Below are 21817 nucleotides of genomic sequence, written 5' to 3' on the forward strand. Positions count from 1 at the left end.
ACCAAACCAAGTTATAACAGAGTACTTTATGAATCAAAAGGCATAGGTATTTGTCACAAATGTTTGATTACTCTAGAAGAAAAACAGGCTTCTAAAGAGTAGTTTCTTGATTTGTACGTATTATCGTGCTATAATCTATAAGAATAATATTGATTGCTGGAAAGAGGTGTATAGAATGAAACAAGGTATTCATCCAGACTATAAAGAAGCTACAGTTACTTGCGGTTGTGGTAACACATTCAAAACTGGCTCTGTAAAAGAAGACCTTCGTGTAGACGTTTGCTCCAAATGCCATCCGTTCTTCACTGGTCAACAACGTGCGGCTCAAGCTCGTGGTCGTATCGAACAATTTAACAAACGTTACGGTAAATAATAGTTTATGTAGCGAAACAACTATTGGCAGGGCTTTGGGCTCTGCCTCTATTTGTTTATGAAAGGAAATCCTTTGGCAAAAGAACGTATTAAGAAGTTCGTTGGTGGACAAGCTGTCATTGAAGGCGTCATGATGCGTGGCCCAGGATATACGGCGACAGCTGTACGTGAGCCTTCCGGTTCTATCGTGGTGCAAAAGGAAGCCACCACGTCCATTCAAGAGCGATATCCTATATTAAAGAAACCTTTTTTACGAGGCTGTATAGCCTTATATGAATCTCTTGTTATCGGTATGAAGGCCTTGTCCTTCTCTGCGAAAGCGGCTGGTGATGAAGAGGAAGAAATGTCGAATAGTGAAATTGCCATTACCATGGTATTTTCCACACTATTTGCAATCGCTTTATTTGTGGCCCTTCCTACATTTGTAGTTAAATTTATTCCTGGTATTCAAGATAATCACTTTATTTTGAACCTGGTTGAAGGTGCTATTCGATTGGCTTTGTTTTTGCTCTATATATGGGGTATTGGTCAAACTAAGGATATACAACGTGTATTCCAATACCATGGAGCAGAGCATAAAACCATTCATGCTTATGAAAATGATCTACCTTTGACCGTAGAAAATGTGCGTGCTCAATCTCGTTTACATCCGAGATGCGGGACTAATTTTCTACTCATTGTAATGGTAGTTAGTATATTTGTATTTGCCTTTTTAGGTTGGCCTAATTTGCTAGAGCGCATTGTGTCACGTGTTTTACTGATGCCCGTTGTAGCAGGTATTGCCTATGAATGTATTCGTTTTGCAGGACGTAGTGAAAGCTCCTTTGTAAAATCTTTCGTTAAACCGGGCTTGGCGTTGCAATATATGACAACCCGTGAACCAGAAGCAGATCAAATCGAAGTGGCTATTCGTGCTCTAGAAGAGGTGCGTCCTCCAGAAGAAGATGCTTATGAAGATGAAACATATTAAGATTGAGGTTATATATGTTAGTAGATAAATTACAAGTTATTGAAGATAAATTTATGGATCTAGAGCAACGCATCAGTGACCCTGAAGTCATTGCGCGTCAAGATGAATGGCGTAAACTAACACGTCAACATGCCCAATTATCTGAAACTGTAGAAGCTTTTAGAGAATATAAAAAGGTGTTAGCTGGTATTGATGAAGCCATGGAAGTCATTGAGGACAAAACGATGGATGAAGAATTCCGTGAAATGGCTCAAGAAGAATTGAAAGAATTAAAACCTCAAAAAGAGGAATTAGAAGAAAAATTACAAATTCTTTTATTACCAAAAGACCCTAACGATGATAAAAATATTATCATCGAAATTCGCGGTGGCGCTGGTGGCGATGAAGCGGCATTGTTTGCAGGCGACTTATTCCGTATGTATACAAAATATGCTGAAAGCCAAGGGTGGCGTTGTGAAATTATCGATGCTAATGAACCTGAACTAGGCGGTTTTAAAGAGGTTGTATTCTCTGTAGATGGTGAGAATGTATATTCCAAGATGAAATTTGAATCTGGTGTACATCGTGTACAACGGGTTCCAGCTACAGAAACACAAGGCCGTGTACATACATCTACGGTTACTGTGGCAGTACTTCCTGAAATGGAAGATGTTGATATTGAAATCAATGATAAGGATTTGAAAATCGATACATATCGTGCCAGTGGTGCCGGTGGTCAGCATATTAATAAAACAGAATCTGCTGTCCGTATTACCCACTTACCAACAGGTATTGTCGTAGCTTGTCAGGATCAACGTTCTCAGTTACAAAACAGAGAAAAAGCGATGCGCGTATTGCGTGCAAAATTGCAAGATAAAGCAGAACAAGAGGCTACAGCTAGCATGGCTGCAGACCGCAAGAGCCAAGTTGGTACAGGTGATCGTAGTGAACGTATTCGTACCTATAACTACCCACAAGGCCGCGTAACAGATCATCGTATCAATTTAACATTGTATAAATTGGATGCCATTTTAAATGGTGATCTCGATGAAATTATTCAAGCCTTAAATGCCGCTGATCAAGCAGCTAAAATGCAGGAGGCTAATACAAATGTATAAGGAGATTTGGACGATTGGTCGTATTCTCCAGTGGACAGAGCAGTACTTTCAAAGCAAGGGGATGGATACACCTCGTCTTGATGGGGAAGTACTGCTTTCTCACGTTTTAGGGAAGAATCGTATATATCTATATACGAATTATGATCAACCATTAGAGCAAGAAGAACTGGATCGATTTAGGCCGCTTGTCATTGAACGGGCTAAAGGACATTCTGTAGCATCTTTAACGGGAACAAAAGACTTTATGGGATTGACATTTGCTGTAAATGATAAGGTCCTCATTCCTCGTCCCGATACAGAAACATTAGTTGAATATGTGTTACATACGTATCATCAACAAGATTCTATTCGAATTCTTGATATGTGTACGGGCCCTGGTACTATTTTACTAAGCCTCTTGCATTATCTGCCTACAGCAACAGGGATGGGCATTGATATTTCTCGTGATGCACTTGAAATAGCCACAAAGAATCAAGAAGCATTTAAGCTAGAGAATCGTAGCGAATTTCACGAATCGGATATGTTTTCTTATTTAGAACATCATAATGAGTTGTTTGATGTGATTGTATCTAATCCGCCGTATATTCGATTAGAGGATAAGAAAATCCTGTCTCCTGATGTACTTAATGAGCCTTATATTGCATTATTTGGTGGTGAAGATGGCCTTGATTTCTATCGTCAGTTAGCTATGGAGTGCGTAAAATATCTTAAACCTTATGGACTTGTGGCCTTTGAGATAGGATATGATCAGGCTGAAGATGTAAAATCTTTACTGGAGGCTGTTGGCTCCTATGTAGATATATCTTTTGCAGCAGATTTAGCGGGCATTAATCGAGTTGTGACGGCTCGCGTGAAGGGGTGAGAATGTGGAGACTAAAATCATTACCGAACTTACAAGAGATAATCTTCAATTAGTTGCACATGCGTTGCGTCATGGTGATGTTGTAGCAATTCCTACGGAAACCGTATATGGCCTTGGTGCTAATGGCCTCGATGCAGATGCAATGGATAAAATCTATGCTGCTAAAGGTCGTCCTTCAGATAATCCATTGATATTACATGTACCCAATGCGGAAAGCATTAAACCGCTTGTGAAAGAAATACCTGAAACAGCAAAGGCCTTGATTGAGGCTTTTTGGCCGGGTCCTTTAACAATTACATTGCCTAAATCCGATCTCGTGCCTGACCGTGCAACTGGTGGGTTAGCTCGCGTGGCATTACGATGTCCAGATCATGCTGTATGCCGTAACATATTAGAATTGGCCGGTGTGCCAATCGCAGCGCCTAGTGCTAATATTTCAGGCCGTCCAAGCCCGACTACGGCACAATCCGTTTATGATGATATGAATGGACGTATTCCGTATATTGTGGATGCTGGAATCTGTACGATTGGTGTGGAATCAACGGTTGTAGAGGTGAGAGATGATGGAGTGACCATCTTACGGCCCGGTGGAATTACAAAAGAAATGTTAGAACAAGTTGTAGATAATGTGTCTTATGATCCGTTTTTATCGTCTCAAAATGAAGCGCCAAAGGCTCCTGGTATGAAGTATAAGCATTATGCTCCCGATGCACCTATGCGTGCATTTATAGGAAATCCAAAGGATGTGGCGGAAACTTTCAGTAATGTGATTCGTGAACAGGAAACTAAACGTGGTGCATTCTTGGTTAGTCAAGAAACATATGATTTGTTAAAAGATAGTGTACACGGTGAATTTCATGTATATGGACATAGTGGTGATGCGGTTGCCTTAGCTCACGATTTTTATAAGACATTACATCATTTTAATGAATGTGATGTAGACTATATTTTAGCAGAAGGTGTTGTGAATACAGGCCTCGGCGTAGCGGTCATGAATCGCATGGAAAAGGCGTGTGCCGGTCATATTATCTATTTATAAGCAGTTAGGTAATATTTATTATGTCCATTCATAATAGAAAAATGTCTTTACATATTGGATGTATTTGCTATAATGTATAAATAGCCACAGAAATTGTGGCGGTAAGGATGTCATTATGAATATTTTGTATGTATGTACTGGTAATACCTGTCGTAGCCCAATGGCAGAAGGTATTACGCGAACCTTGGCAACAGAGCTTGGTCTAGATGTGAATGTAGTTTCTGCTGGATTATTTGCTGCTTATGGTGCCAAGCCTACAGAAGAAGCTGTGATTGCGATTCAATCTATTGCCGATATTTCTGGCCATGAATCAAGACCTCTTACCATGGAGCTTGTCAATTCAGCGGATTTGATTATTGGTATGACACAAGATCATAAATCTGTGTTACTTCGTCAATTTCCTTTTGAAGTAGCTAAAATTCAAACCCTTGCTGAATGGGGGCATGGTGCAGGCGATGTGGTAGATCCTTTCGGTTCAAATCAAGACGTGTATAATCAATGTGCTGAGCAAATTTATAATTTGGTGAAAGCTGGATTAGTAGCATCAAAAGAATAGGAGATAGAGCTATGAAAATTGCTATTGGTTGTGATCATGGTGGATTACATTTAAAACAAGAAATTAAGGAATTATTGTCTACATTAGGCCATGAAGTGGAAGATTTTGGTACACATAGTACAGAATCTTGTGATTATCCGGATATTGCTGAACCAGTGGCACATGCCGTTGTAGATGGTGCAGCAGATCGAGGCATCTTAATCTGTGGTACAGGCATTGGGATTGGTATTGCAGCCAACAAAATTGCAGGTGTACGTGCAGCGCTTTGTCACGATACATTTTCCGCACATGCAAGTCGCGAACATAATAATGCCAATATTCTTACGATGGGGGAACGCGTTATTGGACCGGGCCTTGCAAAGGATATTGTTACAATTTGGCTTAATACAGAATTTGAAGGCGGACGTCACGCGCGTCGCGTAGAAAAAATTTCTGCTCTTGAAAAATAATACATCTTTATTCAATTAGTTATCACATTATATTTATATATGTTTCAAGGAGGATTCCCATGAGTTTCTTAGCAAAACAAGACCCTAATGTTAAAGCAGTTATCGATCAAGAATTAATGCGTCAACGCGATAAATTAGAAATGATCGCTTCTGAAAATATCGTATCCCAAGCCGTTATGGAAGCTCAAGGTAGTGTATTGACTAACAAATACGCTGAAGGCTACCCTGGCAAACGTTATTATGGTGGTTGCGAACATGTGGACGTAGTAGAAACATTGGCTATTGAACGCGCTAAACGTTTATTTGGTGCAGAACATGCAAATGTACAACCACATTCTGGGTCTCAAGCTAACTTTGCTGTATATTTTGCTATGTTAAAACCTGGTGACACTATTGTTGGTATGAACTTGTCCCATGGTGGTCACTTAACACATGGTTCTCCTGTAAACGTATCTGGCACATATTTCAATGTTGTTCCTTACGGTGTTAATGCAGAAACTCAACAAATCGACTATGATGAATTCCGCAAAATCGTATTAGAAGCAAAACCTAAATTAATCATTGCTGGTGGCAGTGCTTACAGCCGTCAAATCGACTTCAAGAAAATGGCTGATGTAGCTCATGAAGTAGGCGCGATTTTCATGGTAGATATGGCTCACTTTGCTGGCCTTGTAGCTGCTGGTTTACATCCAAATCCAGTAGAATATGCAGATATCGTTACAACTACAACACATAAAACATTGCGTGGCCCTCGTGGCGGTATGATTTTGTGCAAAGAAGAATATGCAAAAGCTATTGATAAAGCTGTATTCCCTGGTATCCAAGGTGGTCCTTTGATGCATGTTATCGCTGCAAAAGCTGTTGCATTAGGTGAAGCATTACAACCAGAATTTAAAGTATACGCTGAACAAGTTATTAAAAATGCAAAAGTATTGGCTGCTGAATTGATAGCTAAAGGTTTGACTATCGTTTCTGGTGGTACAGATACACATGTTATGCTTGTAGATGTGCGCAATACAGGTTTGACTGGTAAAGAAGCAGAACATCTTCTTGATGAAATCGGTATCACAGCTAATAAAAATACAATTCCATTCGATCCAGCTAGCCCATTTGTAACTAGTGGTGTTCGTTTAGGTACACCTGCATTGACTACACGTGGTCTTAAAGAAGACGATATGAAAGAAATTGCAGATATTATTGCTACAGTACTTCAAAACCCAGAAGATACAGCAAAACATCAAGATGCTGCAAAACGCGTAGCTGCATTATGTGAAAAATATCCTTTATATCCTAACTTATAATTTATAGGTATCGGTATAGTAAGAACCCAAAAGGGTGAGTAAGATTTTTTCTTGCTCACCCTTTTTATGTTGTAGTGGTCATATTTATATGGCAGGATTTGTAAATATGTGATAGAGTATGTATGAATAGTAAAAGGCCGAAATAATGATTTCGGATTCGGATTGTTTTTATAGGGGGCATAATCATGAACGTTAATGTTATGACACATCCATTGATTCATCATAAGGTTACATTGATGCGTGATGTACAAACAGGTTCAAAAGATTTCCGTGAATTATTAGATGAAATTACATTGTTGATGGGCTATGAAATTACACGCAATTTGCCATTAGAAGATGTAGAAGTGCAAACACCATTGACTAAGATGACAGGTAAACGCATTGCGGGCAAAAAATTAGGCATTATTCCGATTCTTCGTGCTGGTCTTGGCATGGTAAATGGCATGCTTAGCTTGATTCCAACAGCTAAGGTTGGTCATGTCGGTTTATATCGTGATCCAGAAACATTAAAACCAGTAGAATATTATTGCAAATTACCTAGTGATGTAGGCGAACGCGATTTCATCGTTACCGATCCAATGTTAGCTACTGGTGGTAGTGCATCTGCAGCGATTACGTTATTGAAAGAGAAAGGTGCAAAGAGTATTAAATTGATGTGCCTTGTAGCAGCTCCTGAAGGTGTAGAAGTTGTTAATAAGGAACATCCTGATGTACCTATTTATGTAGCCGCTCTTGATGAAACATTGAATGAACATGGCTATATCTTGCCTGGTTTAGGTGATGCAGGGGACCGTATTTTCGGTACAAAATAATCACGACATATATCTATAAATACGATGTAAAAGACGCCCGAAAGGGCGTTTTTTACTTGAATAAAGTTGTAATAAGGTATAAAATAAATATGTAAAAGTATTTTTTTATTCTAGGTGGGACTAATTTTGTTTGTCTGGGACGAATATCGTTATCCTTATCAAAGGGTAAAGGAGGAACCCTATGAATGAGTTGTTAATGGTATGCGAGCGTATAGCACCGGAATTAATGACCGTCTTAAAGGATCGCTACAAATTATTGAGTCATCTAGCCTATGAAGAACCTCTCGGCCGTAGGAGTTTAGCACTAGCTACGGATATATCAGAACGTGCAGTACGATCTCATGTTGATGCATTACGTGGTAACGGATTAGTTGAAATCTCTAAACCTGGTATCTATCTAAGTGCTGAAGGACGAGAACTAGTTCCCAAATTAAGGAGTATTCTTTATGAATATGAGCGTGTTGGCGAATTAGAGCAACGGTTGAAAGCGGCATTACATATTGATGATGTTATTATCACACCAAGTGAAGGATCATTAATGTTAAAACGCTTAGGTTTTACTGCTGCGAAAGTGGTTCAACGTATGGTAACCGATGAGTCTGTTATAGCCGTTAGTGGCGGTAGTACCATGGCGGCAATGGCTGATGAAATGCCTAGTAGTGTGTTGCATCCCGTGGTTGTACCAGCCCGTGGTGGTGTTGGTGAAGTCGTCGAATATCAAGCGAATGTAATCGCCTCTGTATTAGCAGAACGTTGGCATGGCTCGTATAAGATGCTTCATTTACCAGATGGGCTATCTAAAGATTCCCTAGATATGCTTGTAACATTAGAACCACAAATCAAGGAGATTAGCGAATTAATCCATAGAACTGATATATTGGTTTTTGGTATTGGTCAAGCACTCCATATGGCCGATGTACGACATATACCGGAGGATGTGCGCCGTCAACTCGTTGATGGCGATGCCGTAGGTGAAGCATTAGGTCAGTATTGCTCTATGGATGGTTCTATCGTCTATGCGACGAACAACATAGGGCTTTCATTAAGGGATATAGTAAATATACCGCATGTCGTAGCTGTAGCAGGTGGCTTTGATAAAGCTGGTGCTATTATCAGTGTTATGAGGTCTTGTAAAAAGGGAATCCTCATAATAGATGATCAAGCAGCAGAAGGTATGCGCCAATTACTAAATATTCCTGCGTTATAATTTAGTTTATTATTTTTAGTATTATATAGTTCTTTTGAGGAGGACAAAACAATGGCAGTTAAAGTTGGTATTAATGGTTTCGGTCGTATTGGTAAATGTGTAGTACGTGCGGCAATTAATAATCCAGATGTTGAAGTAGTAGCTATTAATGCGACTGGTGATAATGAGGGTACTGCATTATTGTTAAAATACGATTCCGTACATGGCACAATCCCTAATGAAGTAACATTTGACGATGAAAATATTTATGTAGATGGCAAAAAAATCCGCGTATTCCATGACCGTGATGCTTCTAAATTGCCTTGGTCTGAAGAAGGCGTAGAAATCGTTATGGAATGTACTGGTAAATACCGCGATGCAGAGGAAGCAAAGGTTCATTTGAATCAACCTACTGTTAAGAAAGTATTGATTTCTGCACCTGGTAAAAATGAAGACTTAACAATGGTTATGGGCGTTAACCAAGATATGTACGATCCTGCAAAACATCACATTATCTCTAATGCATCTTGTACAACAAACTGCTTGGCTCCATTTGCTAAAGTATTATGCGATGAATTCGGCATTAAACGCGGCATGATGACTACAATTCATTCTTATACAAATGACCAAAAAATTCTTGATGCACGTCATAAAGACCCACGCCGTGCTCGTGCAGCAGCTATGTCTATCATTCCTACAACAACTGGTGCAGCAAAGGCTGTTGCTAAAGTATTGCCTCAATTAAAAGGTAAATTAGATGGTTTTGCATTGCGCGTTCCTACACCAGATGTATCCGCTACAGATCTTGTTTGCGAACTTGAAAAACCAGCTACAAAAGAAGAAATCAACGAAGCATTCCGTAAAGCAGCAGCTGGTGAATTAAAAGGTATTCTTGGTGTATCCGATGTGCCATTGGTATCCTGTGACTTTAGTTCTGATCCTCGTAGTTCCATTGTTGATGCTGATTTGACAATGGTTATGGATGGTAACATGGTGAAAGTTGTTTCTTGGTACGATAACGAATGGGGCTATTCTGAACGCCTTATCGATATGGCAGCTTTCGTAGCTAGTAAAGGTCTATAATGGGAGGAAATTCTAGGATGAAATTAACCATTTTAGATATGAATGTAGATAATAAACGCGTTTTTGTACGCGTAGATTTCAATGTGCCTATGAAGGATGGTGTCATCACTGATGACACTCGCATTCGTGGTGCACTAGATACAATCAAATATTTAATCGACCACAATGCTAAGGTAATTCTTGCATCTCACTTTGGTCGGCCAAAGGGTGAACGTAAACCGGATATGACATTGGCTCCTTGTGCTAAACGTTTATCTGAACTTATCAACAAACCAGTTGCGTTTGTCGATGATTGTGTTGGTCCTAAGGTTGAGGCAGCTGTTAAAGCATTACAACCTGGCGATGTGTTGATGCTTGAAAACTTGCGTTACCATAACGAAGAAACTAAAAACGATCCTGAGTTTGCTAAACAATTAGCCTCTCTTGCTGATGTAGCTATCAATGATGCATTTGGTGTATCTCATCGTAATGCAGCATCTGTAGTTGGCATTGCTGATTACATCCCTATGGGTGCAGGTTTCTTACTTAAAAAAGAAATTGATGCACTAAGTGCCGCTGTAGTACATCCAAAAACACCTATGGCTGCCATTATCGGTGGTGCTAAGGTAACAGATAAGATTTCTGTTATTTCCAATCTATTACCTAAGGTAGATGTTATGATTATCGGCGGCGGTATGGCGAATGCTTTCATTAAGGCTCAAGGCTGTAACATCGGTAGTTCCTTATATGAAGATGGTCAAGATGCTATCGCTACAGATTTAGTTATGGAGGCACGCGTTGCAGGTGCTAGATTATTGACACCTATCGATGCTGTAGTAGCAGATGCTTTCAGCAATGATGCAAACACAAAAATCGTGGATGTCGATAACATCGAAGATGGCTGGATGATTTTGGATATCGGTCCTAAAACACGTGACTTATATACAGAAGCATTGGCTAATATGAAAACTATTATTTGGAATGGCCCAATGGGCGTATTTGAAATGGATAATTTTGCAGCTGGTACGAATGCAGTAGCTAAAGCCGTTGCAGAATCTGATGCTATGACTATCGTTGGTGGTGGTGATTCTGTAGCTGCTATTGAAAAAAGCGGCTTAGCAGATAAAATTAGCCATATTTCGACTGGTGGCGGTGCATCCCTTGAATTATTGGAAGGTAAGGTTTTGCCAGGTATTGCTGCTTTAACAGAGGCCTAATATGAGAAAACAAATTATTGCAGGAAACTGGAAGATGAACGGAACCATTGCATCTGGTTCTATCTTGATTGAAGCATTTACTAGTTTTCTAGGTGATAAAAACTTGGACTGTGAAGTAGTAGTTTGTCCACCCTTTACTGCGCTTGAGAGAGCTGTGTCCTTAACACGAGATACACATGTTGGCGTAGGGGCTCAAAATATGGATTATCATGATGCTGGTGCATTTACTGGCGAAGTTTCTCCGTTGATGTTAACGGAACTCGGTGTGTCCTATGTCATTATTGGCCATTCCGAACGCCGTGAGTACTATGGTGAAACAGATGCTATGGTTAATGAAAAGATTAAGAGTGCATTTCATCATAATTTGCAACCTATTGTCTGTGTTGGTGAAAGCCTTGCTCAGAGAGAGGCAAATGAAACGATTTCTTTCATTCACGGACAATTACAATGTGCATTACAAGATATTCCAGCGGATCAAGTGGAACAATTGATTATCGCTTATGAACCAATTTGGGCTATTGGTACGGGCAAGACTGCGACTGCTGATCAAGCAGAGGAAGTATGTAAATCCATACGTGATTATATAGCGGAACTATATACCTCTGCTGTAGCTGAATCAGTTCGAATTCAATATGGTGGTAGTGTAAAGGCTAATAATGCGCGTGAAATTTTAAGTGAGCCTAATATTGATGGAGCCCTCGTTGGAGGCGCTTCGTTAATCGTGGATGAATTTAATGAAATCATCATGGCGGCTCAAGACGTAAGTAAATAACATACTAGAGGTATAAATATGGCAAAATTACAGGCACCCGTAATGCTAGTCATCCTAGATGGCTTTGGTATGGGGGACCAAACAGATACGACGAATGCCGTAGTACAAGCAAAACCAAGTTATTTTAATTATTTGTGGGATACGTATCCTCATACAACATTACAAGCTTCAGGTCTTGCTGTCGGTTTGCCAGAAGGGCAAATGGGTAATTCAGAAGTTGGACATCTCAACCTTGGTTCCGGCCGTATTGTATATCAAGACTTAACGCGTATTACGAAGGATGTAGAGAGTGGCGAGTTTTTTCAAAAGCCTGTAATACAAGAGTTATACAAGCATGCTAAGCATGGTAAATTACAAATTATTGGCCTTGTATCTGATGGCAATGTACATTGTTCTTTAGAGCATATTAAGGCTGTAATTGCTGGTGCTAAACATGAAGGCATTAAAGAGGTATATGTGCATGCACTTCTCGATGGACGCGATGTACCACCACAATCAGCATTAACCTATCTTAAGGACTTAGAATCTTTTATGTCCGATATAAACTGTGGGAAAATTGCTACTGTAAGTGGCCGTTACTATGGGATGGATCGCGATAACCGGTGGGACCGTGAGGAATTAGCCTATAATGCTATTGTCAATGGTGTTGGTAATAAGGCTAATTCTGCGTGTGACGCCGTTACACAATCCTATAATGATGGTGTGAATGATGAATTTGTAGTGCCTACAGTTATCAATCCAAACGGGATGATTTCTGATGGAGATGCCGTTATATTCTGTAACTTTAGACCTGATAGAGCTCGTGAATTGACGAAGGCTTTAATATTACCTGATTTTGAAGGCTTTAAACGAGAACCTATATCTATCTTTATGGCGACAATGACCAAATATGAAGATGGATTACCTGTTCATATCGTCTATGAAAAGGATACGTTACATCATACATTAGGTGAGGTCCTTGCTGATGGAGGCTATCGTCAATTACGTATTGCTGAAACCGAGAAATACGCACATGTAACATATTTCTTTAATGGCGGTAATGAGGTTCCCTTTGAAGGTGAAGACCGCATTCTTGTGCCTTCTCCAGCAGTGGCAACCTACGATTTGCAACCTGAAATGAGTGCTCCTGAGGTAACCGATAAGGTAGTTGATGCTATTCATAGTGGTCAATACGATATGATTATCCTAAATTATGCAAATCCGGATATGGTAGGTCATACAGGCGATTTTAAAGCTGCAGTGAAAGCAATTCAAACTGTGGATGCAGGATTAGAACATATTGCAAAGGCTATATTAGAGGTTGGAGGACAGCTTTTAGTTACCGCCGATCATGGTAATGCAGAGCAAATGGTCAATCATGAGACTGGAAAACCTCATACAGCCCATACAACGAATGTTGTGCCATTGATTTTAGTGGGAGCTCAGGATATACATAAACAACTTAAATCAGGTAAATTATGTGATATTGCACCGACAATGTTAGCGTTGGCTCATATTGATAAGCCAAGTAATATGACCGGTGAAAGTTTGTTATTAGATTAATTTAGTATATAAATAAGAGGTAGTATTATGGCAGTAATTGAACAAGTCGTAGCTCGTGAAATTTTGGATTCTCGTGGTAATCCTACAGTAGAAGTAGAAGTATGTTTGGAAGATGGTACAATTGCAACAGCTGCAGTTCCTTCTGGTGCATCTACGGGGATGTTTGAAGCAGTAGAACTTCGTGATGGCGATAAAAAACGCTATGGTGGCAAAGGTGTTTTACAAGCCGTAGACAATGTAAATGCTAAAATTGGCCCAGCTATTATCGGCTATGATGCGACTGAACAAGTGGCGATTGATAATTTAATGCTTAAACTTGATGGCACAGATAACAAAGCTAACTTGGGTGCCAATGCAATTTTAGGTGTATCTATGGCTGTAGCACGTGCTGCTGCTGAATCTTTAGATTTGCCTTTGTTCTTATATCTAGGTGGTTTTAATGCTAAAGAACTTCCTGTTCCTATGATGAACATTCTAAATGGTGGTGCTCATGCTGATAATAATGTAGACCTTCAAGAGTTTATGATTATGCCAGTAGGGGCTAAAATATTTAGCGATGCATTGCGTAGCTGTGCAGAAGTATATCACACATTGAAATCCGTACTTCACGATAAAGGTCTCAGCACTGCTGTAGGCGATGAAGGTGGTTTTGCACCAAACTTAGCTTCTAATGAAGAAGCTTTGGAAGTAATCTGCGAAGCTATTAAACGTGCAGGTTATGAACTTGGTACAGATTTTAAATTAGCTCTCGATGTGGCTTCTAGTGAAATCTATAAAGATGGTAAATATCATCTAGAAGGCGAAGGCAAAGTATTGAGCGCTAGTGAAATGGTTGACTTCTATGAATACTTAGTCGATAAATATCCTATCGTATCTATCGAAGATGGCCTTGCAGAAGAAGATTGGGATGGATGGAAAGTATTAACCGAACGCCTTGGTAAGCGTGTTCAACTTGTAGGTGATGATTTATTCGTTACTAATACAAAACGTCTTGAAAAGGGAATCGACCTTGGTGTAGCTAATTCCATTCTTGTCAAAGTAAATCAAATTGGCACATTAACAGAAGCCTTTGATGCTATGGAAACTGCAAAACGCGCTGGCTATACATGCGTAGTATCTCATCGCTCCGGCGAAACAGAAGATACATTTATTGCAGATATTGCAGTAGCTGTTAATGCGGGCCAAATTAAAACAGGTGCGCCTGCACGTTCTGAACGTGTTGCTAAATATAATCAATTGCTTCGCATTGAAGAAATGTTATATGAAACTGCACAATATAAAGGCGATGCAGTATTCTATAATTTGAAAAAATAGAACAATACATTCTGTTTTAGAATCACATACTAGATAAGAGACTCTTTTGAGTAGTGAAAACTCAAGAGAGTCTCTTTTTTTGTTGTTTTTTTGCGTATCTGTACACGCATTGTGGATTTTTTAGAAATAAAGAGGAGTTTTTCTTATTATACAGAATTACATAGTGCAATGAGCAGAGGTGATGTATAAACACACCGCAAGGTATGAAGGAGGGGGTGGCATTGTATGTAGATGTTGCATTGGATTCAATCATTACGTATGCCATTACGATTAGTGCTAGTGATATACATTTTGATCCTATTCCGGATGGTGTACAAGTGCGATTGAGAATTGATGGATTATTAACGGATTATACGTTTATCGATGCTACTGATGCGGAAATGATTGTGAACCGCATCAAGGTATTCAGTGGCATGGATATTAGCGAAAAGAGATTGCCTCAAGATGGGCGATGGGAATGGACAGCTAAATCGTATGCTGTCACCATGCGTGTATCTAGTTTGCCTAGTCTATATGGTGAGGCCATTGTGTGTCGTCTAATGGGAAATGAAGGAGTGCATAAAAATTTATTAGAACTGGGTATGTCAGTCGATTTACAGGAGAAGATTACCGCATTACTAAAACGACCCTATGGTCTCATTACCATTTGTGGACCTACGGGAAGTGGTAAAACGGCTACCTTATATGCCATGTTACGCATGTTGAATTTAAAGGAAACAAAACTTATATGTTTAGAGGATCCTGTAGAAGCGGCCATTGATGGAGCCATTCAAATAGGGATTAATGAAAAGATTGGATTTACCTTTTCGAAAGGGTTACGCACTGTATTACGGCAAGATCCTGACTCTATTATGATTGGTGAAATACGAGACCATGAGACGGCACAGCTAGCTGTAAAAGCCGCTTTAACCGGACATCGTGTAATTACCACGGTTCATACGAATACCGCACTAGGTGTTATTGGACGCCTTATTGATATGGGAGTTGAACCATATTTATTACATGCTACGTTAATTGGTTCTCTATCGCAGCGTCTTGTAAGACGTATTAATAGCACTACAAATTCTTATCAAGGGCGATTAGGTTTGTTTGAATATGTAGAGATACCATCTAGTGATATTGATTGGAATCATGTTGATACATATCTATATGTTTCATTGCAAGATTCGGCGCAGACTGCTATTAATTCGGGCATTACAACAGTAGAGGAGGTACATCGTGCAGGCATCTTATTGTGATTGTGTAGTGACAACCGACTCGATGATAACAATAGAAGATGTAATTTCCCTATCGTTAGAGCATAGTGCTACTGATATACATTTAGAGGTGGGAACACCGATTTATATTCGAGCTGCTAATGGGTTGGAATCTATTTCAAGTATTTGCAGTGTGGATATGATTAAAGATGTATTACAACGATGTGGCGTCACACATGATGAATGGCACTCTGTAGATAATGCTTTCACCAGCAATGGCATTCGAATTCGGGCTCATATTTATAGGGCTAATCATAGAATTTGTGGAACATTGAGACTACTCTGTCATGCTAATTTATCGCTTGATACATCTAAAGATAGTGATGTATTAAAACAAATTTGTGAATATCATGATGGGTTAGTCCTTGTTACAGGCCCTACAGGTAGTGGCAAATCATATACCTTAGCTTGTTGCATAGAATATATAAATAAAACTATGAATAAACACATAATAACGTTAGAAGATCCTGTGGAATATGAGTTCATACCATTGCAGTCAATTATTCATCAGCGCCAACTCGGAATTGATGTGGATTCGATGGCACATGGGATACGTGATGCCTTACGAGAGGATCCAGATGTCATTATGGTAGGAGAGTTGAGAGACCGAGATACGTTAGAGGCCGCATTACATGCTGCGGAAACAGGTCATCTTGTGCTTGCAACCATGCATACACAACGAGCAGTTATGGCCGTGCAACGCATGATATCTCTATTTCCTGGAGAACAACAAGATGAAGTGCGCAGTCAAGTATCACAAGTATTGCGTGCGGTCATATGTCAACGTTTGTTACGATGGGAAACCTCGTTTATAACAATACGGGATATTCTGTTAAATACGAATGCAGTGGCAAATCTAATTAGAAATCGAAAGGAACCTCAAATTGTTTCAATCCAAGAAACGCAGGCCCCCATGAAGACATTAGAAATGGCAGTGCGTGATGTAAAAACACAATATGGATCAGTTCACCAATTACATGCTTTATTGGAACAACAATTATCATAGAGGAATTACATGAATGCTTATGAATATACAGCGATAACAACAGACAAGAAAAGAATACAAGGCTTATTATGGGCCGATTCTGAGGATGAGGTTAGCACTAAACTCAAGTTAGAAGGATATGTCATTTGTAGTATAGTTAGATCCTCTAGCAAATCGGTACGTTGGAATCATAAACAAGTGAGCACCACAGCATATCAACTGGGATTACTGCTACAATCAGGTATTTCCCTTAGGCGTTCGCTAGAACTTTTAATGGATGGCTCGAAAACGATGTTATATCGCTCTTTATACGAGGGTATACAACGAGGCCAACCTTTATCAGAGGCTCTTCGAGAAAAGGGCTTTCCTCCTATAGCCTTGGCATTGCTTGAAAGTGGTGAAATGTCAGGGAATGTTGGAGAAGCTTTGCAGTATATAGCTTCTTATTATGAACGAGAACGAAAATACCAACAAAAGATAGTAAGTGCTATTTCATATCCTCTATTCTTACTGGTGCTTATGAATGTATTTTTCTTGGTTACTATATTATTTATTATTCCATCGTTTACCCGCGTATTTGCTACTATGCATATAGAATTACCATGGATGACAAAAGGTTTATTTGTATTAGGAACTTCCCTTCGAGAACATCCATTACTGTATGTTAGTGGGCATGTGGTTTTTATTGGAATACTCATATATGTTTTTAAACAATCTGCAATTCGATATAGATTTGATAGATGGTTATGGCAGTTGGCTCAACATAATACATTTTTAACATCTCTATATTACACGAATATTTTACATATTTGGTCATTATTGCTAGATTCGGGAATTTCAATTATCAATACTATAGATATTACAAAGCATATATGGCGAAATTCGTATGGTGAATCCTGTAGTAATCAAGTTTATGACATGCTTTGTAAAGGACATTCTTTTTGTGAAAGTTTAAAATCATCGTCTGTAGGGAACCCATTTATATGGCAAATGGTCGCTGTTGGAGAAGAAAGTGGTGAATTGGTAGCCATGTTGAATCATTGTAGTCACTATTATGAATCGTTGTTAACACAATATATAGCAAGAATGGAGCGCCTTATGGAACCTATACTCCTCACCATTATGGGCGTTGGCATTGCAATCCTCGTTATATCCGTCATGTATCCATTATTTACATCAATATCATCTCTAGGTGGTCAATGAAAGGAGACTTTTTAGAATGCTTATGTATTGTAGAGAACTATTAACTCAATTAGAACGATCGTTTCTTAGATATATTAGTTTGCGTCGTATGCAACGAACTAAACAAGGTGGATTTACACTGGTAGAACTTATGGTGGTAGTAGCTGTTATTGCTATTTTGGCAGCTATTGCAATGCCTCAATTTATGTCCGCTGCCGATAAGGCAAAGAATGCTAAACAAGTGGCAGATATGCAAATCATACGTAATGCGACACAACTCTACATGATTGATAAAAGTTTAGATACGCCACCAACAGTAGAAAAATTATATCAAGAAGGTTACTTAACAGAGCATGTTAAAACTACAAAAGGTAAGGAATATGTTATTACCTATGAACAAGTTGCTGGTAATGCCGGTAAGTCTGTAGTTGTTACAGCTCCTGAAACATAAAGGATTTTGCAATGAAAGGGAGAAAGGAATATATCTGTTTAGTTATATGGATATTGTCAATTGTAATTCCATTAATGTATAGGCATTACACACTATTTGAAATTATATGTTATAGCTTCTTTTCACTATTTCTCGTAATAGGTGCTACCATTGATAAGCTATATTTCATATTACCCGATGAGGGTGCTATCGCTCTTACGATTATAGGTATCCTTTATAGCATCGTTGAACAGCATGCAGTTTTCGACACCTGTGTACATGTTTTGATCGTTGCTAGTATCAGTATTGCATTACGCATATTGAGTCGAGGTGGTCTTGGTTGGGGCGATATTAAATGGATGAGTGCTATATCCATATGGCTAACAAATATACAAATTATAGTTATGATTTACGTTTCTTGTTTTGCTAGTGTCCTCTATCTCGCCAGCTTATATAGTATTCGTAATACAGGTAGACGGTATATTCCTTTTGGCCCTTTCTTATGCATTGGTGCATGGAGTGCTTTGCATTTTGCTAATGTATGGGAGGCGATATATTGGTCGGTGATAAAACACATTATTGTAATGGCTCTATATTAGTAGAGTGGCTTGTGGCGATTACCATTCTACTATCCTTGATTGGTATAGGCCTAAGTAGTATCGTTACCATACCATCACGTCATGAGTTGAATAGAAGTACTGAAGAAGTCGTATTAGCTATTAAGAAGGTTCAACTATGGGCTATGTTAGGACACCGGGATGAGCGGATGGCACAGGGTGAGTTTATTTTAAAGAAACATTCTTATTCAATTCAAGAAGGGCTTATGCAGCATCATGTAGAGATAGAATTACCAGAACATATAGAAAGTGCTCATACTATGAAGCGCGTTTATTTTTCTGCTTATGGATTGCCTTATGATGGGACAGAATTTATTTTACAAGACTTACAAACCGGTGCGACAAATCGCATATGGATCTCTGTACAAACAGGGCGTATTCGGTGGGAATCATTGTGATTATGACATGTGTACAAATAAGAACGTATTCAAACTACAAACATAGATTACGAACAGAACAATCTGGATTTTTATATGGTGATGCCCTTATGGCAGTAACCTTAGTATTACTCATATTGCCGATCATACTTTATGTCTTGAGTAGTACCTTATCGATAGTAAAGACTACGTATACTCATGACTATATATTGCAGGATTCATTATCTTATATAGAAGCAGGGAAAGCGGTATATGATTCTGGTGGTATACCAACAACAGGAACTATCTCATCATTGAATGGACATAATTTATCTAATATAACATTTACACAAAGTGTTACAGAAGAAGTGTTAAATGGTGTATCTATACTACGATTTAGCGTACAAGCTGTTGATAATGGAGTTACTGTTTATGAGATATCTACGTTTCTTGGATCGAGTCATCATTGAAAATCATAGGATAAAATCATTCAATGGATTTATATTACCATCTCTACTTATTAGCGTTTTGATTAGTTCTTTCGTGATTCTCGTAATCATGACAATATGTATGACGTGTTATATATGGACCGAGCGAATTGATGATAGCCTGGCCATGTTAGAGGATGGCCGTTATACAAGACGCGCTATCGTATCTCATATTATTTGGAATCATTCTATGGTATCCATCAATGATCAGGGAGACCTGTTATCTATCAATGATACAAGCCGTACCGCGTTTACCGTTACTAGAAGGGCCTTATATAGAAAATTAAGTGATGGTAGCTTACAACCCTTGAGTGGAAGCCGCATCATAGGCACTGATGATAAGCGTAAACTGGATGCTACCAAACCATTTTCTATGAATCCTAATAGACTAGTGACTCTTAAGTGGTCTATAAATAACCGGTTTAATAGTCAAACAGAGTATGCAAAAGGGTATGGAGGCATAGCACAGTATGAGGTGGCAACGGCGGTATCAACACATTCAGATTGGTTTAAAAAAACGAAGCATCTCTGACTATTCTTCTGGCATGGTTAGCTATGTAGCCATATATATTATGCTCATTTTATTAGTACTTATTTTAGGAATGAATAGGCTTGCGACCCTGTCACTAAGTAATACAACGGATGAAATGAGACTTATTGCATCTCATTATGCAGCAGAGCGTGGTGCACGATGGTTCTGTACGTATTGCAATAACGGTGGCCATTGGGATTATAGCGAGGCTATTGATGTGGAAAAAAACGATACTATCTATATATATATTAAGGCAGATCCAAAGGTTACTAATCCAAAACATGTGATGAGTTGTGCTGTATTAGATGGTGTATCAAGTCGTGTTCACATATATGTAAAAGAAAAAGAAAATCATACATTAGAGGTTATTAGTGTAAAACCATATTAAGGAGGACATCACTATGAAAGAGAAAAAACAGATACATACAGGGCTTTGTATTACGGATGATAGAATTGTTGCCACTACAGCACATATTGAAAATAAAACAATGATTATTACTGATGCAATGGAGATGAAACGGTCTAGCACAATTGATGAAGATATAGCTGAATTTATTAATACCTATAATCTAGAAGAGGGTGAATATAGTATTGTCGCTTGTATACCTACAGAGATGACGATGGCTAGTTTTGATCCTCATGATTTTGATGTAAAGGAGTTTATAAAGTGGAATATAGAAGATACATTTAATTTTGGCGAACATGAATTTGAACTTGATGCTTGTCGTAGAGAGTATCCACGACATAATTATTATTTGTTTTTAGCCGCCGTAGACCGGCATGAACTTGAATTACTACGCCAAGGTATACGTGATACATGTGCACCTGTCGATACTATTGATTGTTGGCCATTACCAGTTACGTATGGATTGATGCATAGAACAGGAACGGTTACGGGTATCGTAGAACCAGCCGGTATGCATTTATGGGCTTGGTGGAAGGATACTTGTGTGAAGGAATGTATTGTAAAGATAAATGGTGCAGATATTAGTTCCGCATTGATTGAAATGGAAGAAATGTTGCAGCGATTTGGCGTAGAAGAAATTCAAGGTATACATTTTTATAATATTGATGATTTAAATGAAGAGCAGCGTATCGATATAAGCGCATTACAAGAGGTATACGGAAATACCGAATATATACCTATGATGTTTCTTGGACGAGGTCGCACGCGTTGCACATTAGGTGAATTAGATTGGGATATGGCGATTGGAATGGCTACGCGGGGGTTACGGTGGATTGGACAAGGATGGTAATGAAAGATTAATAAATTTTATGCCCCGTTCATTACGATGGTATATTTGGCTATGTAAATATAAGTTGTATATATATGCTACTGCAGGAGTGATTATATTACTCAGTGCTTTTTGTCTTGGTATGGGGGTCTATTCTTATAAAACTTATACTGAACAGGTAGCGA

General features: G+C 38.9%; 25 protein-coding genes. All 25 read left to right on the plus strand.

What is annotated here, in order from left to right; translation table 11 throughout:
* Positions 1-175 precede the first annotated feature (175 nt).
* The 25 genes from rpmE (at position 176) to HMPREF1504_RS00510 (ending at position 21653) form a co-directional block, all read left to right on the plus strand.
* Positions 176-373 carry a 50S ribosomal protein L31 gene (gene rpmE / locus HMPREF1504_RS00390; protein WP_004696185.1) on the plus strand — a complete coding sequence of 66 codons (198 nt, stop codon included), beginning with the start codon at positions 176-178 and terminating at the stop codon, positions 371-373.
* A gap of 57 nt (positions 374-430) precedes the next feature.
* On the plus strand, positions 431-1342 hold the full coding sequence (locus tag HMPREF1504_RS00395) for a DUF1385 domain-containing protein (RefSeq protein ID WP_038122567.1): 912 nt from the start codon (positions 431-433) through the stop codon (positions 1340-1342).
* 14 nt (positions 1343-1356) lie between these two features.
* A complete protein-coding gene (gene prfA / locus HMPREF1504_RS00400) occupies positions 1357-2439 on the plus strand; it encodes a peptide chain release factor 1 (RefSeq protein WP_005376124.1) in 1083 nt (360 codons plus the stop codon).
* On the plus strand, positions 2432-3301 hold the full coding sequence (gene prmC, locus HMPREF1504_RS00405; protein ID WP_038122570.1) for a peptide chain release factor N(5)-glutamine methyltransferase: 870 nt from the start codon (positions 2432-2434) through the stop codon (positions 3299-3301). The genes prfA and prmC overlap by 8 nt, the downstream gene beginning before the upstream one ends.
* A gap of 4 nt (positions 3302-3305) precedes the next feature.
* Positions 3306-4340: an L-threonylcarbamoyladenylate synthase gene (locus tag HMPREF1504_RS00410; protein ID WP_038122572.1), complete on the plus strand. Its 1035-nt coding sequence runs from the start codon at positions 3306-3308 to the stop codon at positions 4338-4340.
* A 115-nt stretch (positions 4341-4455) separates the two neighbouring features.
* Positions 4456-4896 carry a low molecular weight protein arginine phosphatase gene (locus tag HMPREF1504_RS00415; RefSeq protein WP_038122574.1) on the plus strand — a complete coding sequence of 147 codons (441 nt, stop codon included), beginning with the start codon at positions 4456-4458 and terminating at the stop codon, positions 4894-4896.
* A gap of 11 nt (positions 4897-4907) precedes the next feature.
* On the plus strand, positions 4908-5345 hold the full coding sequence (gene rpiB / locus HMPREF1504_RS00420) for a ribose 5-phosphate isomerase B (RefSeq protein ID WP_005376273.1): 438 nt from the start codon (positions 4908-4910) through the stop codon (positions 5343-5345).
* Positions 5346-5404: 59 nt separating this feature from the next.
* Entirely contained in the window at positions 5405-6646 is a 1242-nt protein-coding gene (gene glyA / locus HMPREF1504_RS00425; protein ID WP_005376165.1) for a serine hydroxymethyltransferase, read from the plus strand.
* 185 nt (positions 6647-6831) lie between these two features.
* Positions 6832-7458 carry a uracil phosphoribosyltransferase gene (gene upp / locus HMPREF1504_RS00430; RefSeq protein WP_005376354.1) on the plus strand — a complete coding sequence of 209 codons (627 nt, stop codon included), beginning with the start codon at positions 6832-6834 and terminating at the stop codon, positions 7456-7458.
* Positions 7459-7639: 181 nt separating this feature from the next.
* The gene (locus HMPREF1504_RS00435; protein ID WP_005383581.1) at positions 7640-8665 is read left to right on the plus strand and encodes a sugar-binding transcriptional regulator; all 1026 of its coding nucleotides are present in this window, start codon (positions 7640-7642) and stop codon (positions 8663-8665) included.
* A gap of 51 nt (positions 8666-8716) precedes the next feature.
* Positions 8717-9727: a type I glyceraldehyde-3-phosphate dehydrogenase gene (gene gap / locus HMPREF1504_RS00440; protein ID WP_005376357.1), complete on the plus strand. Its 1011-nt coding sequence runs from the start codon at positions 8717-8719 to the stop codon at positions 9725-9727.
* Positions 9728-9744: 17 nt separating this feature from the next.
* Positions 9745-10923, plus strand: a complete 1179-nt coding sequence (pgk, locus tag HMPREF1504_RS00445; protein ID WP_038122576.1) for a phosphoglycerate kinase — start codon at positions 9745-9747, stop codon at positions 10921-10923.
* Between the two features lies 1 nt (position 10924).
* Positions 10925-11695 (plus strand): triose-phosphate isomerase, encoded by a 771-nt coding sequence (gene tpiA, locus HMPREF1504_RS00450; RefSeq protein ID WP_038122578.1) that lies wholly within the window; start codon positions 10925-10927, stop codon positions 11693-11695.
* 18 nt (positions 11696-11713) lie between these two features.
* Positions 11714-13237, plus strand: a complete 1524-nt coding sequence (gene gpmI, locus HMPREF1504_RS00455) for a 2,3-bisphosphoglycerate-independent phosphoglycerate mutase (protein ID WP_038122580.1) — start codon at positions 11714-11716, stop codon at positions 13235-13237.
* Positions 13238-13264: 27 nt separating this feature from the next.
* The gene (eno, locus tag HMPREF1504_RS00460) at positions 13265-14551 is read left to right on the plus strand and encodes a phosphopyruvate hydratase (protein WP_038122582.1); all 1287 of its coding nucleotides are present in this window, start codon (positions 13265-13267) and stop codon (positions 14549-14551) included.
* Between the two features lie 221 nt (positions 14552-14772).
* Positions 14773-15789: a GspE/PulE family protein gene (locus HMPREF1504_RS00465; RefSeq protein ID WP_038122584.1), complete on the plus strand. Its 1017-nt coding sequence runs from the start codon at positions 14773-14775 to the stop codon at positions 15787-15789.
* A gap of 22 nt (positions 15790-15811) precedes the next feature.
* Complete coding sequence (locus tag HMPREF1504_RS00470; protein ID WP_005379255.1) at positions 15812-16813, plus strand: type IV pilus twitching motility protein PilT; 1002 nt, start codon at positions 15812-15814, stop codon at positions 16811-16813.
* Between the two features lie 9 nt (positions 16814-16822).
* On the plus strand, positions 16823-17995 hold the full coding sequence (locus tag HMPREF1504_RS00475) for a type II secretion system F family protein (RefSeq protein ID WP_038122586.1): 1173 nt from the start codon (positions 16823-16825) through the stop codon (positions 17993-17995).
* A gap of 16 nt (positions 17996-18011) precedes the next feature.
* Positions 18012-18425: a competence type IV pilus major pilin ComGC gene (locus HMPREF1504_RS00480; RefSeq protein ID WP_005379173.1), complete on the plus strand. Its 414-nt coding sequence runs from the start codon at positions 18012-18014 to the stop codon at positions 18423-18425.
* Positions 18426-18499: 74 nt separating this feature from the next.
* Positions 18500-19003, plus strand: coding sequence for a prepilin peptidase (locus HMPREF1504_RS00485; protein ID WP_227041509.1), 504 nt, complete (start codon positions 18500-18502; stop codon positions 19001-19003).
* Positions 18961-19419 carry a hypothetical protein gene (locus tag HMPREF1504_RS00490; RefSeq protein ID WP_038122588.1) on the plus strand — a complete coding sequence of 153 codons (459 nt, stop codon included), beginning with the start codon at positions 18961-18963 and terminating at the stop codon, positions 19417-19419. Before HMPREF1504_RS00485 ends, HMPREF1504_RS00490 begins: the two co-directional genes overlap by 43 nt.
* Positions 19420-19607: 188 nt before the next feature.
* Positions 19608-19847 (plus strand): hypothetical protein, encoded by a 240-nt coding sequence (locus tag HMPREF1504_RS00495; RefSeq protein ID WP_232203305.1) that lies wholly within the window; start codon positions 19608-19610, stop codon positions 19845-19847.
* Between the two features lie 100 nt (positions 19848-19947).
* The gene (locus HMPREF1504_RS00500) at positions 19948-20397 is read left to right on the plus strand and encodes a hypothetical protein (RefSeq protein ID WP_232203306.1); all 450 of its coding nucleotides are present in this window, start codon (positions 19948-19950) and stop codon (positions 20395-20397) included.
* Positions 20336-20785 (plus strand): hypothetical protein, encoded by a 450-nt coding sequence (locus tag HMPREF1504_RS10510; RefSeq protein WP_231725533.1) that lies wholly within the window; start codon positions 20336-20338, stop codon positions 20783-20785. Before HMPREF1504_RS00500 ends, HMPREF1504_RS10510 begins: the two co-directional genes overlap by 62 nt.
* Before the next feature lie 13 nt (positions 20786-20798).
* Complete coding sequence (locus HMPREF1504_RS00510) at positions 20799-21653, plus strand: hypothetical protein (protein WP_038122593.1); 855 nt, start codon at positions 20799-20801, stop codon at positions 21651-21653.
* The last annotated feature ends 164 nt before the right edge of the window (positions 21654-21817 follow it).

This window comes from Veillonella sp. ICM51a, assembly GCF_000524355.1.
GTDB lineage: Bacteria > Bacillota > Negativicutes > Veillonellales > Veillonellaceae > Veillonella > Veillonella atypica.